This is a genomic window from Zobellia uliginosa, assembly GCF_900156625.1.
Taxonomy (GTDB): domain Bacteria; phylum Bacteroidota; class Bacteroidia; order Flavobacteriales; family Flavobacteriaceae; genus Zobellia; species Zobellia uliginosa.
Map to the genome: position 1 here is coordinate 29,514 of NZ_FTOB01000001.1, position 18,624 is coordinate 48,137.

Here is an 18,624-nt window from a genome sequence, read left to right on the forward strand (position 1 = left end):
GTTAGTTAAAAATTAACAGCCTTGGCCGTAATAGGCATCCTTACCGTGTTTACGCTCAAAATGCTTCTTTTTCAAGGCCTCCTTCAAAGGGGCAGCGTTCGGGTTTATCTGCAAGGTCAAATGGGCCATCTTGGCCACTTCTTCACATACGGCACTATTATAAACCGCCTTGGCCGCAGTCGCACCCCAAGTAAACGGGGCATGACTCCCTACCAGTACCATCCCGATCTCGTTATAGTCGAGGCCTCTTTCCTTTAGGCAATCGATAATCTGATAGCCCGTCATATGTTCATAATCGCCCGCAATATACTCGTCTTTCATGGGTGGCGCACAAGGAATATTGGAAATTAAATGGTCGGCATGGGTCGTCCCAAAAATAGGAATATCACGCAGGGCCTGTGCCCAAGCGGTCCCATAAGTGGAATGTGTATGAACCACCCCCCCGATCTTATCCCATTCCTTGTAAAGAACGGCGTGGGTCTTGGTATCGGAGGAAGGTCGCATTTTACCCTCCACGATCTTGGCGTCAAAATCGCAAATGACCATATCCTCGACCTTTAGTTCGGCGTAGGGTACACCACTAGGCTTTATGGCGAACACGCCCTTATCCCTATCAACGGCACTCGCATTGCCAAAGGTAAACAGTACCAGCCCCAATTCGGGCAATTGCATATTGGCCGCATAGGCCTCTTCTTTTAACGATGAATACTTACCCATTGTTCTTGATTTGGTTCATGATATGTTTTTCCATGGTATCGCATAGCCGACCGTATCTTTCATACACCTCGGCATAAGCCCCCACATTGGCCTGGTTCGGTTCGTAAACGACCTCAAAGGCACTTCCCATACGCTCCATGGCTTCGGGAACATTGCCATAGACCTCGGCCGCTACGGCACCGAAGATTGCGGCCCCCAAGGCACAGGCCTGCTCTGAAGCGACCACTTTGATGGGCATGTTAAGCACGTCGGCCATCATTTGCATAATAAAGGGGGATTTTTTGGCCACCCCGCCCAAGGCGATAACCCCTTTAATGGGGATACCTTCCGAGAGAAAGCGGTCTACTATCTTTTTGGCCCCGAAACACGAAGCCTCGACCAATGCCCGAAATATTTTTGGCGAGGTACTGCCCAGGTTGATCCCGGCAATGACCCCTTTTAAGTTCTGATTGGCATCAGGCGTCCTTCTTCCGTTCATCCAATCCAATGCCAATTCACCCGATGCACCTATGGGCTCCTTGCTTGCGGCATTGCTCAACTCAGGAATGAGGTTGCCAAGGGCCTCTTCTATCAATTTTCTTTTGGTAGCCTCGTCGATCAAGCCAGACTTTGAGATCAATTCCTCAATGGGCCATGCCAATACCCTTTGGTACCACGCATAGATATCACCGAAAGCCGATTGCCCCGCTTCAAGCCCTAACATTTGGGGGATTACGGAACCATCTACCTGTCCGCATATTCCCTTGACCAATTTTTCCTCACCTTCTACGGGTGCTACCAAGACATCACAAGTGGAAGTCCCCATAATCTTGGTCAAATAGTAAGGTTCGATCTTCGCCCCTACCGCCCCCATATGGGCATCGAAGGCCCCTACGGAAACCGTAAGGTTTTCGGAAAGCCCTAATCGTTCGGCCCATGCAGCGCTCAAGTTACCGACCGAAACATCGGAAGTGTAGGTTTTATCGAACAGACGCTCCCTAAGTCCATCTAAAAGCGGATCAAGGGCCACAAAAAACTCGTTGGGCGGCAATCCGTTATAACTTTCATGCCAAAGGGCCTTATGCCCTGCAGCGCATCTACTGCGTTTCATTTGTCGCACATCTTCGCCTCCGGTCAACAGAAATGGTACCCAGTCACAATGCTCCACCCAAGAATAGGCGGCCTTGTGTACCGCGGCATCGGCTCTAGACACATGTAATATCTTGCTCCAGAACCATTCGGAGGAATAGATGCCGCCTTCATATTGTGAATAATCGACATCCCATTTTGTGCACAGTTCGTTGATTTCCTGCGCTTCCTGAATGCCCGTATGGTCTTTCCACAGTACGAACATGGCATTGGGATTCTCTTGAAAGCCTTCCAAAAGGGCCAAGGGAGTTCCGGTGGCATCGACCGCTACAGGTGTACTTCCCGTAGTATCAACGCCTATACTGACTATCTGTGCGGCAATCTCCGGGCCTACTTGGGCCACCACGGACCTGACTGTAGCTTCTATACCCTCGATATAATCCAGGGGATGCTGGCGGAAACGGTTTTCGGAAGGACTACAGTATTGGCCCTCCTTCCATCGCTTATAGTAATGTACGGCAGTAGCAAGCTCTTCGCCCGTTTGCGTATTGACCAATAGGGCCCGGACCGAATCCGAACCAAAATCTAAGCCGAGGCTATAGGTGGTTGATGACTTCATTCATATTATCTTTAAAATTTAGGCAGACCAAGTAAAAACCACCCTTGAAAAAGAGACTAATATAGAACTTTTTACAAGTGTTTCAAAAACACTTATTACCTAAATTGTAAAGTTTTTTGATTTAGCGTATTTTTTTTCGTCAAAACGGTATAGAAATGCCCCTTTTTTTGACTCCGACATATCCTTTTCGTTGAGTTTTACGAGAAAATCCATTGTCGCCAGTTTTTTCCGGAAGTTGCGCTTGTCCATTTCCTCCTGAAAAATACCTTCGTACAACTTTTGCAACTGGGGCAGGGTGAACTTCTCCGGAAGCAGATTGAACACAATAGGAAAGGTTCGCACCCGTCTTTGAAGCCGTCGAATGGCCGACTCTACCATTTCCTTATGATCAAAAATAAGATCGGGGAGTTCATCTATGGGAAACCATTTGGCCCGATACTCCTCTATCAGTTCTTTATTGTATTTCTCCTTTAAGATCAATGCACTGTAGGTAGTCGACACCACGCGCTCATAGGGATCACGTTTGGCCTTCCCGAAGGTCCTTACCTGTTCCATATAGACATCCTCAAGACCGGACAAGTCTTTTAAGATTCGATTGGCCGCATCGTCTAAATCTTCGTGATTGCCCACAAAACCACCCATAAGGGACCATCTATCCTTTTCGGGCTCAAATCCCCTGTGCACCAATAGCACCTCCAATCTATTATCATTAAAACCGAATATGATACAATCTACGGCCAGCGTTATTTGCTGTATATCTTTATATGTTCTGTCCATTTTAAACTTAAATAATAGTTAACGCTTCCTTCAAAAATACATAAACAAATCGGGTATAAGTGTATCTCTAACGTTTTCAAATCTATCTTACACGGACTTTCATCGATTAGCTCCTGCCCTACATACCGTAACAAAGAAGGCGCAATGTCACTTTTCAATTTACCCCCACCTTTTCACCAACAGTTTCGGTGCATTTCACGCTCATTAAAATCATGACCATACTGGACGGATTTTTCGGAAAAACGCCTTCGAAATAGAATCCGCCCATAAATTTTCGATATTAGGTCTCTTTTTATCCACCAAACACGGAAAACCCATTTTACCAACCTGTTTTATTGGGGTATCTTGCACACCCTAAACCATTTCCATATTTCTTTCAATCAAACCTAACCATATGATTACGGAGAAAAAGAAAATTCTCATTACCGGTGTAGCTGGTTTTTTAGGCTCTAACTTTTTAGTAAAATGTTTGAGCCAAGGCCATGAAGTTGTAGGTATCGATAATTTATCGATGGGTACACTCGACAATATTGAAAAAAGCCTTGACCATCAAAACTTCCATTTTATAAAGGGTGATGTACTAGACAAAACCTTAATTGACAATTTAGACGACGACTTTGATGTTATCGTCCATTTGGCCGCTTTTAAAATACCACGATACGGCAATGCGGTCGATACTTTAAAGATCAACACCAAGGGTAGCGAAAACATGCTCGAACTGGCCAGAAAACTAAAATGTAAATTTGTTTTAGCCTCAACTTCAGACGTATACGGCATGAGTCCGGATATCCCGTTCAAGGAAGACGGCAACTGTCTTATAGGTGACTCAAAAGTACCGCGATGGGCCTATGCTGTTTCAAAGCTTTTTGACGAACATTTAGCCTTGGCCTATATGGAAGATTATGACTTTCCGGTCGTTATCTTGCGATTTTTCGGTTCTTACGGTCCAAACCAAAACCTTTCTTGGTGGGGTGGTCCGCAATCGGTCTTCATTGACTGTATATTGAACAATAAGGAAATCCCTATACATGGGGACGGAATGCAGACTAGAACCTTTACCTTCGTTGACGACACCGTAGCGGGAATTTATGCCGCTACCATGAAACCGGAGGCCAACGGTGAAATCTTCAACATTGGGGCCAATCAGGAAATCACCATTATTGAACTGGCCAATATGCTAAAGCGCATATCGGACGAGCCTACCACATCTAAAATCAAATTGATTCCATATAACGAAATATCGGCAGGCCGTAAATACCAAGATGTTATGCGTCGCGTGCCCGACACTAGAAAAGCCGAAAAAATATTGGGCATCAAGGCACAGACTTCTTTAGAGGAGGGCCTACGAATTACATTTGATTGGCAGAAAAACGTTTCTTTACAAAAAGTATAATTTTTATGAAAATAGCTATAGTAGGAGGAGGTTTTATGGGCCTTGTTTTAGCCCATAAGATTTCAACCACCACTAATGCCACCGTTAAAGTAATAGAGCGCGACTCTTTACCTGGCGGCCTCTCTACATATCACAACTATGGTGATTTCACTTGGGATAAGTTTTACCACGCCATTACACCTACAGATACCGATTTAATCGACTTCCTTACAGAAATAGGGCTAGAGAAACAAATACAATGGCGACGGTCGCTTACGGGGTTCTACGAGAACAAAAAATTCCACTCCGTAAGTAGCTCCCTTGAATTTTTGTTATTTCCGCTTCTTGGCCCAATTGATAAAATGAGGTTAGGTTACACCATATTAAAAGGTTCCAGAACCGACGATTGGAAATCACTTGAAAAAATCCATGTAACCGATTGGCTTATTAAACTTGGTGGCAAAAAGACCTATGACAAATTCTGGGCCCCTATGTTGCACGCTAAATTAGGAGAAAATCACAAAAAGGTTTCGGCTGTCTTTATCTGGACTTACATCAAGAGATTGTTCAAGGCTCGTAGCTCTGCTTCTAAAAAAGAGCATATGGCCTACGTTAATGGTGGATACAAGACCATTTTTGACCGTCTCGAAGAAAATCTAAAACAGAAAGGTTCAGATTTGCTTTTAGACAGCAAAGTGGAAAATATATCCCCCGATCCTAACGGAGGAATGAACATTAGCTACAATGGCACTACCGAACATTTTGACAAGGTAGTATTTACCTCCCCGTTAAACGTAATGGAAAAGGTCACCGCTCCTGAACTCTATAACATCTCGAAGAGTACCAAACCTATAGATTACCTCGGCGTGGTCTGCCTTATTCTGGTCACAAAAAAACCGATCACCCCGTTTTACGTGCTAAATATAGGAGACAATGACACCCCGTTCACAGGAGTAATCGGCATGAGTTCCCTTGTAGATTTAGAGGAAACCGCTAACCAACACATTACGTATTTTCCAAAATATGTTGGTCAAGACAATGAGCTTTGGTCAAAATCGGATGAAGAAATTACAGCAGACTTTCTAAAGGGCGTTAAATACCTTTACCCAGAATTTGATGAGGCCGATATGATTTCATCTCACGTACACCGAGCATTTAAGGTGCAACCTATGCAGGTACTAAATTACTCTGAAATCGTTCCAAAAGTGAACACACCCCATCCCGATTTTTATGTTCTTAACACTTCGCAATTTGTGAGCGAGTCGGTAAACAACAATTCGGTAGTTACACATGTAGAAAAATTCATGAAGAGTTTCAAAAGCGATATAGAATCATATCCTGAAAAAAGCATAGCCCAATAATATGAGTAAACCCTATTTGAGTCTTTCACTGGACATGGACAACCAATGGTCTTACATGAAGATTCATGGTGAAGAGGGCTGGGAAAGCTACCCTTCTTACCTCGATATTTTTGTGCCCCATGTTCTGAAAGTTTTGGATGAGCTAAACTTGAAAATCACTTTTTTTATCGTTGGTCAAGATGCGGCTTTTGATAAAAACCACAAATATCTACGGGATATTGCAGAGGCCGGTCATGACATAGGAAACCACTCTTTTGTACATGAAACATGGCTTCACCTCTACTCTAGAGAAGAAATGACGGCTGAAATAGACAAGGCGCATAATATCATCGAAAAGGTTACCGGAAAATCCCCCACAGGCTTCAGGGGGCCAGGGTTTAGTTGGAGTCCTACCTTGCTCGAAGTACTTGCCGACAAAGGATACGTTTATGACGCCTCAACCCTGCCGACCGTCATCGGGCCCTTGGCCCGGCTGTACTATTTTAGCACCAGTAATCTTTCAAAAGAAGAGAAGGAAGATCGAAAGGAAATCTTTGGAAAATTCTCGGATGGATTCAAAAAGTTAAAACCCTACCTGTGGAAAACTAAAAAAGATCAGCAGCTATTGGAAATACCGGTGACGACCATGCCGGTATTTCGGATACCTTTTCACCTTAGCTATCTTCTTTACATTAGCAACATCTCTAGCCATTTGATGATCCTGTACCTAAACATAGCCATTTTCTTATGTAAAATTACCAAGACCCAACCTAGTTTTTTGTTACATCCACTCGATTTGATCGGAGGGGACCAGATTACCAGTTTGGCCTTTTTCCCCGGAATGAATATTTCCAGTGACAGAAAAGTGCTCATTTTCAAAAAAGTGATGAAAAAACTTGGGAAGCATTTTACTTTGACCGACATGAACGGCCATGTAGAGAGTATACTTGCCAAGGGTAATCTAAAAAATGTGACCGTACCTAAAAACTGATTCCAGAAAACAAAAACACCACATAAAGCGACTATTTTTATTACGTTAATTACCATACTCCGGCAGATTGGTCGATACTAGTGCCCGCTTTAACGCCCTTCATGCCGAGATAGTCTTTAATTTTAATAATTTTGAAGTAGTTGACACTAGTTTTGTGTTTCGAAAAACCTATTTACCAGGGTACAATTTGTCGTTTAGCCGTTTAAACCGTACGGCCAACACAAGATTACCTACAGCACCGTGCAACCGAAACGCTTATCAAAACCAAACGACCTAAATGACACAGACAATCAGCAAGAACGGTAAAGAAAAGCCCCTTGTTTCTATTATCTTGCCCGCATTTAATGAAGAAGCCATACTAGAAAAAAACGTATCGCTTTTATACGATTATTTGCAAACACTTGATAATTCATACCTGTGGGAAGTTCTAATCATAAATGATGGAAGCACGGACAAAACCAAGGCCATAGCCGATTCATTGGCCGAATCGATAAGCAATTTAAGGGCCTATCACCACATTGTGAATAGAAACCTAGGCACGGCTTTAAGAACAGGGTTTCAACACAGTAAGGGCGATTATGTTATAGTATTGGATATCGACCTCAGCTATTCCCCAGACCATATTGGAAAGCTCTTGTCTGAGATAGAGACTACCCAAGCGGATATGGTAATCGCATCTCCTTATATGAAAGGCGGCAAAAACACCGATGTACCCTTATTAAGACTTTTGCTCAGCAAAACGGTAAACTTTATGATGCGCAAAGCATCACGACTGAATATATACACCTTTACCGGTATGGTAAGAGCATATCAGGGGAATTTTATACGGTCTTTAAATACCAAATCGAGCACCTTCGACATTAACTCCGAAATTATCCTTAAGGCCTATATCTTACGGGCACGTGTGGTTGAAATACCCGCCCACCTCGATTGGTCGGAACAAAAAAAAATGGGCAAGGTACGTACATCGAGTCTGCGTATTGTCATGGGCATATTCAATGGATTGGCCAATAGCTTTATGTTCAGGCCGTACATGTTTTTTTGGGTTTTGGGATTGACGATTTTTATATTATCGCTATATATTATCATCTGGATTTTCATCAACACCTATAATGTATACCCTATGACGGCCGAAATGGCACAAGGTTTTGAAAATCGTTTTTCCCTGGCAGTATCGGAAGTCTTTAGACAACGGCCTTACTCATTCATCGTTGGAGGTACTACCATGATCATTTCCATACAATTATTAGGACTTGGCTTTATATCGTTGCAAAAGAAAAGGTATTTTGATGAGCTATTTCATTTAAATTCGGCCATTCTAAGAAAAACTAAAGGAAACTAGAGTTTTGTTCATATGCACAAACCATTGATACTCCAAAATATAATTCGACTATTACCCCTGTTAGTAGTTTATATAGCTGTTGTTTTCATTTTCTCGTCGAACGATTTTTTCGGTGACGAAAGCAGACATTACCATTATGCGTTGAATATAAGTCAGGGGTTTTATGAGAACGCAGACAACCCTAGCTTTAGAAACGGACCGGGCTATCCCATGATACTTGCCCCCTTTGTGGCATTGGATATGGGTTTTATTGGGGCCAAACTTGTAAATGCGCTATTGCTTTTTTTGGCCCTCGTATATTTCAAAAAAACCATCGACCTTTTTACAAAAAGCCGTTTTAGTCTTGTCTTTGTGTATATGTTAGGGCTTTACCCCCCCATTATAAGATATGTTCCCTTGCTCTATTCGGAACCCTTAGCTTATTTTACTTTTTGCGGCTTGGTCTATCACTATTGCAAAGTATGCCTTACAAAGCAATTCGACTGGAAACAGATAGCCATAGCTTCTGTCTACCTTGGTTTTTTGGTCTTGACCAAAATCATATACCTACAAGTTATTTTAGCGAGCTTTTTCATTTTGGGGGTCGTTTCCGTATGGAAGCGAAACCATGAAACCAAAAAATCAATCTTGGTCCTTTGTGGCGGCTTTTTGTTCATTACCCCTTACTTGTTTTATGCTTATAGCTTAACAGGAAAGATGCTGTATGTGGGCACTGGCGGAGGTGAAATTCTATATCACCGATCTACCCCATTTGAAAACGAATTGGGAAACTGGTTCTCTGAAGAAGATGTGCTCAACGGACAAGACCCCAACTACAAACCTTCCTCCAAGGTTTATCGCGATTTAAGTGAGCTATCAAAAAACCACAGGGACTTTTACCTATCGATAGGACCAATGAGCCATATCGAACGAGATAGCGCCTTTAAAGCCGCCGCAATAGAAAACATGAAAGCCCACCCTCTCAAATATTTAAAAAATACAGTGGCCAATGTGGGACGCTTCACCTTGCACTACCCCTTTTCATATAGATCGCAAAACCTCAATACTTATGGTTTTATGCTTCCGAATGTCTTTTTAATATTTCTTTGGATGCTAAGCTTATACCCATTTTTTGTTGCCCGAAAAAACTTTCCCTTTGCTATACAAGCACTAATGGTTTTTAGTCTTATCTATGCAGGAGGTATCATACTCCTAGACGGCCGGGCAAGAAACTTTGTGATCATGGCCCCGATGCTCATCTTATTTTTCAGCTATGTATATACCCGGGTTTTAAAAATCGAGATTAATTTTGGAACGAATTAGGAACGAGCCGATTAAAAATATCTTGCCATTTCTGACCAATTTTATCTATCGAGAATTTCTCTACATCTTTTGTAGCATTTTGGCCCAATTCTTTTCTCAAAGTCCTATTCTCGATTAGAATGTTCGTTTTCCGAACCATATCATCTACATCTTGATTATTGACCAATAGCCCCGATCTTCCGTCTTGAATTATCTCCGAAGGACCGGAAATACAATCGTACGCAATACAGGCAATCCCTTGGGAAGCGGCTTCCATCAAAACCATGGGTAACCCTTCATATCTCGAGCACAACATAAAGATTTCAGATGTCTGCAAAATCTCTTTTATATCAGATCTGTACCCCGCAAATTCAATCGCTTCCGCAACCCCCAATTCTTCAGCTTTAGCCCGAAGAATAGACAAGCCTTTTGCTCCATCCCCAACAATTTTAAATTGCCAATCCGCGTGTTTCTTTACAACACCGGCCACTATATACATCAGATTGTCAAAACCCTTATGATGAAATCGGTCAAGATTACCAGCTACAACTATGGTCTTATCGCTCCTGTCCTCTAATCCTAAACTCGGCTCGAACGATAAAGGGTTGGGCATGACAATCACATTTTTGTTTCTCTTTTCAAAAAAGGCTTTATCAAAAGAGGTAAGGATCGTAACGGTATCAGGAAACCTATATAAGAAATCCCATAGAATCCTTTTTTTCAAAGAGACTTTAGTAGCTTGGAAATTATTATGTTCCGAAACCACTAATTTGATTCCATATAACCGAGAAATGGGTATAGTGACCAAACCCATAGTGTGAATATGCGAGCTAATAATATCAGGTCTATTAGACTTTTTTCTGTAGAAATCGCTTAAATGCCATGCTGCACGAACCAAATTAGAGTCAAAAATCATAAGAGTATCGTGCAATCTTACCCGTTCCACAGAGGGATTTAATTGATATCTATCCCCTTCCCTAAAAGTAATTATTCGAATTTTATGCCCTTTTTCAGAAAAATAATTTGCCAATGTAGCTACAACCCTTTGTGCCCCATCACTCCCTAAGTTGCTAATTACAAAATCTATCCGCATGTCATTTTTTCAAACTAAAGTTTACACATAATTCCTTTGCCAGCGTGAAAATAACACACTACAAATCAATCACTACAGTTTTTTTATAGAAATTTATCATACAACATAAACGGGCAGCTTACGACCCTAATTTGGCGCTACCCGAGAATAAGAATCAGCACCGTAATTTAGATCCCCAGGTTTTCTTGTTATTATCCTCAAGTCGCTCATGTAGGTTTCCAAATAGCCTATACCTTGGTTCTTCGAAGCTTCTACATTTCCACTATTGGCCCAGGGCCATTTGTAAATTCCCCATTTAGCATTTCCACCCCATGGATAACCCGATAACATGGTCGACACCTGCCTATCATACACTTTCTTGCCATCTATCCAAACTTGTAAGAGGCCATTGGACGAATTTCCCCAAATGGCATGAACGACCACATCTATAGTTTGCCCGGCTCTTGGGACAATTCCCGTTGGATTGAACTTTTCTCCACCTGCCGCGTTGGTAACATAGATTTCACCTGCTTCATGACCTATAAATTGCCCTCCATGAATAATTTCCAATCCAATCTGAGGAGCTTTTCCAACAATACCGTTATGAACTTGAAAGAATTTCCATTGCGAGTTCTCATCTATGATATAATTGTCTCCGAAAGTATAGCTCCAACCAAACCATTCTTCAGTACCACTTTCGTGGCGCACGTCCCAAGGCCCCGTTCGAATTTCGGCCCGCAAATTAAAATCTCTTGAACACCAATCTTCCGTATCGGGTACCGTCGGGTCGACCTTAAATTTTATCCTATTGCCGCTTTTGGTTACTTGTCGTTCGTAGCACTCAGAGTCAATATGCAATTCCCCATTGCTAAAGGCCGCCCCCTTACTTCCTGAATAGCTTGGGATATCAATATTTGCCCAGCACCAAATTTTTTCACCCGAATCGTTGGCAAAACCACCTCTCACACTACAATCTATATTACCAATCGGCACCTGTGCTACCGTAATTGTAAGATTATCGGTATTGACAAGCCCCTCTTCATCGCGTACCGTAAGGTTTACCATATACGTTCCCGGATTATTAAAAGTATGGGAAGGGTTGGTGCTTGATGACGTACCGTCACTGAAATCCCAAGAATAACCCACGATCCCCTTGTCATCGCTCGAATCTCCTCCCGTAAAATCAACTTTTAGTGGGGCTTGACCTGAGAGGACACTTGCCGAAGCTACCGCAGTCGGAGCCTCATTTTGCGGGGCAGTTACTGTAATACTTATATGCTCCACGTCTTTTAGTCCGCCTTTATCGACCACCTCCAATTTAACTGAATATGTTCCCGGAGTATCAAAGGTATGCTTAGGATTCGCTTCAGTGGAAATCGCCCCATCACCAAAGTCCCACTTATAACCGATAATTTCATTATCATCCGTTGAATTGCTACCCGTAAAACGAATTTCTACCGGAGCTTCACCCGATTGGGAACTGGCAGAGGGTTTTGATACCGGGGGATCGTTTTTAGGCTCTTCTACTGTTATCGTAACAGTCTTTTTGTCGATAAGCCTTTCTTCGTCGCCTACCGTAAGTTCGACTACAAAAGTTCCGGCCTTGGCAAAAGTATGGACTGGATTTGCGGTACTTGCCGTTTTTCCATCCTTAAAGTTCCAAGCGTACGTTTTGATTCCTTGGTCATCACTTGACCCACTTCCTGTAAAGCGAACCTCTAGAGGAGCTTCTCCCGACTTTGTATTAGCACTAATTTTTGCGGTAGGCGCTTCATTTTTAGGTGCTGAAACCTTAATGGTAAGTTTACCCGAAGAGGATAATCCTTCTTCGTCCCTTACTTGCAATACAATGTCATAAGTGCCGGCCTCTGTAAAAGTGTGCTCGGGGTTTTTAGAGCTAGCCGTTTCCCCGTCCTTAAAGTCCCACTGGTACGAAACCACGGCTTTATCATCCGATGAATCACCCCCATTAAAACTGACCTTCAACGGCAAGGTCCCTTCCTTGGGAGTGGCACGGACAACGGCGACAGGAGCTTCGTTCGCCGGACTTGTAGGAGGTTCGGGAACCTCGGGGTTTTCCTCCACCGGTTCTTCTTCTGCGGGAGTTTCTTCTTCAACGGAATCATCAATCGGTTCTTCCTCTTCTACAGGAGTCTCTTCCTCACTGGGAGTTTCAACAGGCTCCCCCTCTACAGGAGCCTCTTCCCCAACGGGGTCATCAACAGGTTCTTCCTCTCCTTCTTGTTCGGTATCGTTACCCTCTGGATCCTGACCCTGCCCTTCAGTGGTATCTTCCCCTGGTTCGTCATTTGAGTCCAATTCGCTTTCTTCATTGGCGCCTAGGTTTTCCAATTCCAAAATTTTAGTTCCGACAGGTACTTCATAAGACACGACCAACTTACTCCCTCCTATAGCACTTTCCTTTGAGGCAAAGGCCAAATCGTCCCCATCTTTATGATCTAACACAAGGCTTGTATACCCTGTAGACAGATAGCTTTCATTTAAATCGATACGCACCTCTGAATTAACTCTAAATTCTTGCTCGACCACACCTAAAATATGTTCTATCTCAGGAGCAGATTCTTTGGTAAGATCAGTCTCACTCCAATCATTTGAGCTTCCCTTATAAACATCTATTTCCCCATTCCCATCATCGGAATTTACCACAAAAACCAAATTTGCTTCAGTAATTTTGCCCTTAATAGAATCTATCGGACTTAAATCAAACATAAGATAACTTGTTCTCCGATTTTCCTCAAGCCTCATCAATGGTTCATTATAACCAATTCCGTTTTGAAGATAAGCATCATTGATAGGGTGAAAAACCACCGTTCGAATCTCAGTCTCTTCCTCTGTTAATTGACCCTCTTGCTGACCTTCTCCCAGGTTTTCTTCAATTTCAGACTCCTCACTATCTATTACACTGTCGTCATCAATAGGAATTATGGGCTTGCTAAAAACAGCATCTTTTAAGTGGTCTACGTCTTTACTACAAGCAAGATTCAATAAAAAAGTTACGCCTAAAAAAAAGAAAACAAAGACGAACGTTCGTTTGGGGATAGTGTTCATAAGTAGTTCTGGGGTAGTTGTATTTTAATCCATAAGTTCGCCGCTATATACGATAAAAACACATAGTTTGGTCGACAAAAGGTTCAAAATAACCGATTAACAGATAAAACCAACAACTTTATTCACTAGTGTTCAGAACTTCCTTTAATTGTTCAGGCCTATTTTTAGAATACAGTTCCGGGTCTTTATGATGTAAGCCGTCCTTACTAAACCCATTAGGGTAATATGTAATAGAACTAAAATACTCGCTTAACAACTCCCCTCCCCTATTTACCTCCATTTTTTCAACATAATCTTTATTTGAAACAGGAAGCGGAGGAGAAACTATCTTAAAGTCTATATTATTTCTTCTACAAATCGAATCCATTTTAGCCAAGTACTTAAGGTTGACCTTCGATATATTATAGGGGGCAGCTAAAGTATCGTTCAAAATATCGAATGCATTTTGTAATTCAAAATTGGAAAACTTATACTTTAACAGGTCACGATCAGGAAAAATATGTTCAATATATTTTTTTTCTTCTCTATCTAAGTTTTTGAGAAGTGGACGAAAAGGCTTAATAAAGTAATTATATGTATATGGTTGATTTAGTGACGAAATTAAAGTACGAGGATTGATAACCAATACCAAATTTTGGAATTTAGACTTACGTTTTAGCAAATTCAGCAGAAGCAGATAGTTCCCAGGTATCTCATAACTCTGATTTTCACATAAACAATAAACATCATCATCTTTCAGATTGCCAAAAAACTGGCGACAAACAGAATCACCCAAAAGGATTGTAAAACTATCGACATTATTTTTTTCGGTTTCTTCAACAAGATCATATACCTCTTTCGATTCATTTAAATACAAAGCATATTTCGTATTAAAAAAAACGATTACCAGCCCCATTGGTATGAGAAAAAAAATGAAAATATGTTTAAAAAAATTTTTCAAAACTGAAAATATATAAATGATTTTTCCCCTCCGAACTTAGCCGTTATAAAAACTAATAAAACAATAGTCAAAACGAACCAAAATGATTTGCTCACATGTGCTAAACGTTCATCTCTTCGAAAAATCCATTCTAACAAAATCAAGGGCACTATGTAATAAACAAAATAATATTTATAGGATACGTGAAACGAAAAATCCGTGAAAATCCTTCCAATATAATCAAACGCCTGTAAAGCGTTTTCACTTCTAAAAAAAACCCAGGCAATAACTACGAAAAAAAAGTTTGTACCCATCTGCCAAATTTCTCTCAAAGATGGGAAAACCCTGTTCTCAGCCACTACCTCACTTAGGTACTTCCTATTAGTTTTCAGAACAAACGAGGGTATATATAATATAGCGTGAATCAATCCCCATATCACAAACGTCCAATTTGCTCCATGCCAAAAGCCACTGACCAAAAATATCACAAAAACATTCCTAAGAGACTGCCACTTCCCTGCCCTAGAGCCCCCTAACGGAATATATAGATAATCTCTAAACCAAGTAGACAAGGAAATATGCCATCTTCTCCAAAACTCCCCGATATTACGAGAGAAATAAGGGAATTTAAAATTTGACATGAGTTCAAATCCGAAAAGCTTAGACGTCCCAATGGCCATATCGGAATAACCGCTAAAATCACAATATATTTGAAAAGCAAAGTATACCGCTCCAAGAAAAAGTGTGCCTCCATCAAAAGAGGAGTACCCCGTAAAAATGTTATCGACTATTGGAGCAAGAGAATCGGCAATAACAACCTTTTTGAACATCCCCCAGAGTATTAAACGAAGGCCTTGTTCCGCAGTACGATAATCAAAAACCCTTTTCTTTAGAATTTGAGGAAGCAAATTAGTGGCCCTTTCTATTGGACCAGCAACCAATTGAGGGAAAAAAGAAACAAAAGACGCAAAGGAAACAAAGTCTTTGGTGGGCTTTAGGTTACCCCTATACACATCAATAGTGTAAGACATTGTTTGAAAAGTATAAAAAGATATACCTACAGGCAAAATAATATTCAGCGTCCATTTACTCTCTAGTTGATATCCGAAACCTCGAATGAGGTCAACCCAAGAATCAACAAAAAAGTTATAATATTTAAACACTCCCAAAACCCCTAAATTGAATAAAACACTTATCCAAAGGAATATTTTTTTCATTTTAGGAACTGTCTGCTTTTCAACTTCCAACCCTACGTAATAATCTATAACTGTAGATAGAAATATGAGAAATAGAAAACGATAATCCCACCAGCCATAGAACACATATGAACTGACAAGAACCAACAAGTTCTGATACCTTAGTTTATTACTGAAAACGAACCAATAAAGTAAAAATACTATTGGTAAAAAAATGAGAAATTCTATCGAATTAAATAACACTTCTTAATTGTTAGGACTTCGCCAAACTCCATTTCAAAACAAATTATATTCTGTTTTAAAACTACAAATGGGAGAACATATTTCAAGTGTCAAAACTAAGGCTAATTTCTAAGCTTTTTTATGTAGACACCTATATTTTAATAATAAAACCTTTCCTATCAACTTGTCATATTTGCAAAACATTCGAGCCAATTCAAGGTATTTCAAAAAACTTTTAATTCAACGCTAATTCGGGTCTACCAAAGAATATGCATCCTCCAAATAATCTGAATCACCCGGTTTCCTAGTTACAATTCGCAATGCTCCCATGTAAGTATCCAAACGTTCGATTCCTTGTTGTATAGATTTATCGACCCCTTCCGAGTTTGCCCAGGGCCACTTATAAATACCCCATTTTGCATTACCGCCCCAAGGATGCGAATTCACAATTGTAGATACTTGCTTATTAAAGACAGGCTTGTCGTTAATCCAGACCTGCAGCAGCCCAATTTTCGCGTCGCCATAAACCACATGAACCACTATATTTATAGTTTCTCCCGCTTTTGGCAAAACACCGGTAGGATTGTAATTCGCCGATTCGTCAGCAACAGTAACATAAATTTCCCCAGCTTGATGCCCTTTAAATTGGTTAGCATTAACAATCTCAAGCCCTATTTGCGGAGATTGTCCTACAACACCGTTATGTACTTGAAAAAATTTCCATTGGTTATTCTGGTCAATGATATAGTTATCGCCAAATGTGTAACTCCAACCGAACCACTCTTCCGTACCAAGTTCATGGCGAACATCCCACGGAGCAGTGCGAATCTCGGCCCTCATATTATAATCTCTTGAACACCAATTATTTACAGCAGGGTATATTGGGTTAACAGAGAACTTTATCCGGTCATTTTCAATTATAACCTGTTTTTCATAACATTCCGAATCTACATGAAGATAACCATTACTAAGAGCGACCCCTTTTTTACCCGTATAACTAGGTATGTTTACATCTTGCCAACACCACGATTTTAGTCCTTTATCATCTGCAAACCCACCTTGGGTAAAACAGGGTGTGTTTTTTGGAACAGATATGGTTTGTGTATCTGGAGTCGCCTGCTCTTTATTTTGTAGCAAAGAAGCATCTTTAGAACAGGATACAAACTGTACCATACACAGGGTCAACAGCCCCAATTTCCCGAAACGTACCACCATAGAAATATGCCGACAAAGTGCGAAAAACTTTATCTAAATTGATATTCGACCGCTACAACTAAATAGCTATCGAACAAGGTTAAGTTTATGTGTGAAAATCAACCAGAAAACCATTTAATCTTCTTGGCCAACCCTTAATTTGGTACTATTTAAACGAAGTCGTGTGTGGTTTATTATCTTTCTTCCTACATATAAAATTAAAGGAGGTGTAGATTACATGGCAACTAGCTTAGTAACTATAAAACCGAAACAACCAACGGTCGGAACGATTTCAAAGAAGTCTAATTCTATATTAAAAAAAATCGGAATCCCCCCTCTAAACCAATATCGACCAAAAGAAAGTCGTGAAGGTCAGTCTGGCATTACCTCATGATAAGACGGCTTGAGGTAATCTTTGTCTAGGGGCTTCCTGGTAATTATACGAAGAGCCCCCATAGAGGTACTCAAAGAAGTCACCCCTTGCACTTTCGACTCTTCAATTTTATCGGCATGGGTCCAGTTCCATTTATAAATACCCCATTTTGCATTCCCCCCTACAGGGTTGCCCGCCCTTACGGTTCTTTGTTTTTTGTTGAGGACCATTATTCCATTTATCCAGACTTGCAACAGCCCTCCCGTATGGTCTCCCCATATTACATGAACAACAATCCTAAGTGTATCTCCAGCTTTCGGTATAAAGCCAGTAGGATAATAAAAACTTTTTGAGGCATAGGCATTATTTACCACATGAATCTCGCCCCCTTTTGAACTACCCGGGCCACCTTGGTTCATACTCCATAATGCAATAAGAGGAGGCTTCCCCCATGTTCCTTCATGTACCTGAAAAAAAAGCCAAGGATTTTTTTTATCAATAATATAATCTTCATCAAAGGAATAATCCCATCCAAACCATTCTTCCGTACCCATGGGGTGGTTGACCAACCAAGGAGCAGTCCTTATTTCAGCCCTCATGTTATAAGGCCTTTCACAATTATCGTTAGAAATAGGCTCTTGGGGATTTATATGAAACCTAAGCCGCCCCTCATAAATACTGACCTGATCTGCATTACACTCTGTATCGATTTTCAAGTGATGTTCACCAAGAAATATCTTTTTGCTTCCCACACTACTGAGCGAACATGACATATCCGCCCAACACCAAATTTTACACCCACTTTCATCAGCACGTCCCCCTTGGGTTACGCATCTCGATTTTTCTGTTGAATCGATACCAATGGGTCCCTTTCCATCACTTTCCTTTACCATACCCATATAATCTTCGCTGCCAGAATAGGTCAATTCCCCTATAAGCCCCGATGTTTGCCTTACTCCTTTTTTTCGTATCGAAGTGTCCCCATATTGAAGCGAAAACGATACAAACACAGTTACCACGAATACATAAGCCCAATTCTTTGACATTCTACTTCGGTATAGTTAAAAAGAGA

14 protein-coding genes are annotated in these 18,624 nt (G+C 41.1%); 5 read left to right on the plus strand and 9 right to left on the minus strand.

Annotated features, from left to right (window positions below; all coding sequences use genetic code 11):
• Positions 1-12: 12 nt before the first annotated feature.
• The 3 genes from BW980_RS00105 to BW980_RS00115 form a co-directional block, all read right to left on the minus strand.
• Positions 13-717, minus strand: coding sequence for an L-ribulose-5-phosphate 4-epimerase (locus BW980_RS00105; RefSeq protein ID WP_076452954.1), 705 nt, complete (start codon positions 715-717; stop codon positions 13-15).
• A complete protein-coding gene (locus BW980_RS00110) occupies positions 710-2,404 on the minus strand; it encodes a ribulokinase (protein ID WP_076452955.1) in 1,695 nt (564 codons plus the stop codon). Before BW980_RS00110 ends, BW980_RS00105 begins: the two co-directional genes overlap by 8 nt.
• A gap of 99 nt (positions 2,405-2,503) precedes the next feature.
• Positions 2,504-3,181, minus strand: a complete 678-nt coding sequence (locus tag BW980_RS00115) for an NUDIX hydrolase (protein WP_076452956.1) — start codon at positions 3,179-3,181, stop codon at positions 2,504-2,506.
• A gap of 394 nt (positions 3,182-3,575) precedes the next feature.
• Between BW980_RS00115 and BW980_RS00120 the strand changes: the two genes are divergently transcribed.
• The 5 genes from BW980_RS00120 (at position 3,576) to BW980_RS00140 (ending at position 9,528) form a co-directional block, all read left to right on the plus strand.
• The gene (locus tag BW980_RS00120; RefSeq protein WP_076452957.1) at positions 3,576-4,574 is read left to right on the plus strand and encodes an NAD-dependent epimerase/dehydratase family protein; all 999 of its coding nucleotides are present in this window, start codon (positions 3,576-3,578) and stop codon (positions 4,572-4,574) included.
• Positions 4,575-4,579: 5 nt separating this feature from the next.
• The gene (locus BW980_RS00125; protein WP_076453740.1) at positions 4,580-5,914 is read left to right on the plus strand and encodes an NAD(P)/FAD-dependent oxidoreductase; all 1,335 of its coding nucleotides are present in this window, start codon (positions 4,580-4,582) and stop codon (positions 5,912-5,914) included.
• 1 nt (position 5,915) lies between these two features.
• The gene (locus BW980_RS00130; protein WP_076452958.1) at positions 5,916-6,884 is read left to right on the plus strand and encodes a polysaccharide deacetylase family protein; all 969 of its coding nucleotides are present in this window, start codon (positions 5,916-5,918) and stop codon (positions 6,882-6,884) included.
• A gap of 277 nt (positions 6,885-7,161) precedes the next feature.
• Positions 7,162-8,226, plus strand: coding sequence for a glycosyltransferase family 2 protein (locus tag BW980_RS00135; protein WP_083690308.1), 1,065 nt, complete (start codon positions 7,162-7,164; stop codon positions 8,224-8,226).
• Between the two features lie 141 nt (positions 8,227-8,367).
• On the plus strand, positions 8,368-9,528 hold the full coding sequence (locus tag BW980_RS00140; RefSeq protein WP_139327561.1) for a hypothetical protein: 1,161 nt from the start codon (positions 8,368-8,370) through the stop codon (positions 9,526-9,528).
• Here the strand turns inward: BW980_RS00140 and BW980_RS00145 are convergent.
• The 6 genes from BW980_RS00145 to BW980_RS00170 form a co-directional block, all read right to left on the minus strand.
• Entirely contained in the window at positions 9,509-10,600 is a 1,092-nt protein-coding gene (locus tag BW980_RS00145; RefSeq protein ID WP_076452960.1) for a glycosyltransferase family 4 protein, read from the minus strand. The two genes, BW980_RS00140 and BW980_RS00145, sit on opposite strands and share 20 nt — an antisense overlap.
• A 126-nt stretch (positions 10,601-10,726) precedes the next feature.
• Entirely contained in the window at positions 10,727-13,585 is a 2,859-nt protein-coding gene (locus BW980_RS00150; protein WP_175609824.1) for a PKD domain-containing protein, read from the minus strand.
• Positions 13,586-13,766: 181 nt separating this feature from the next.
• The gene (locus BW980_RS00155) at positions 13,767-14,588 is read right to left on the minus strand and encodes a hypothetical protein (RefSeq protein WP_076452962.1); all 822 of its coding nucleotides are present in this window, start codon (positions 14,586-14,588) and stop codon (positions 13,767-13,769) included.
• Entirely contained in the window at positions 14,585-16,006 is a 1,422-nt protein-coding gene (locus BW980_RS00160; protein ID WP_076452963.1) for an MBOAT family O-acyltransferase, read from the minus strand. Before BW980_RS00160 ends, BW980_RS00155 begins: the two co-directional genes overlap by 4 nt.
• Before the next feature lie 225 nt (positions 16,007-16,231).
• Positions 16,232-17,158: a heparin lyase I family protein gene (locus BW980_RS00165; protein ID WP_175609825.1), complete on the minus strand. Its 927-nt coding sequence runs from the start codon at positions 17,156-17,158 to the stop codon at positions 16,232-16,234.
• 393 nt (positions 17,159-17,551) lie between these two features.
• Positions 17,552-18,598, minus strand: a complete 1,047-nt coding sequence (locus BW980_RS00170) for a heparin lyase I family protein (protein WP_076452965.1) — start codon at positions 18,596-18,598, stop codon at positions 17,552-17,554.
• Positions 18,599-18,624: the final 26 nt, after the last annotated feature.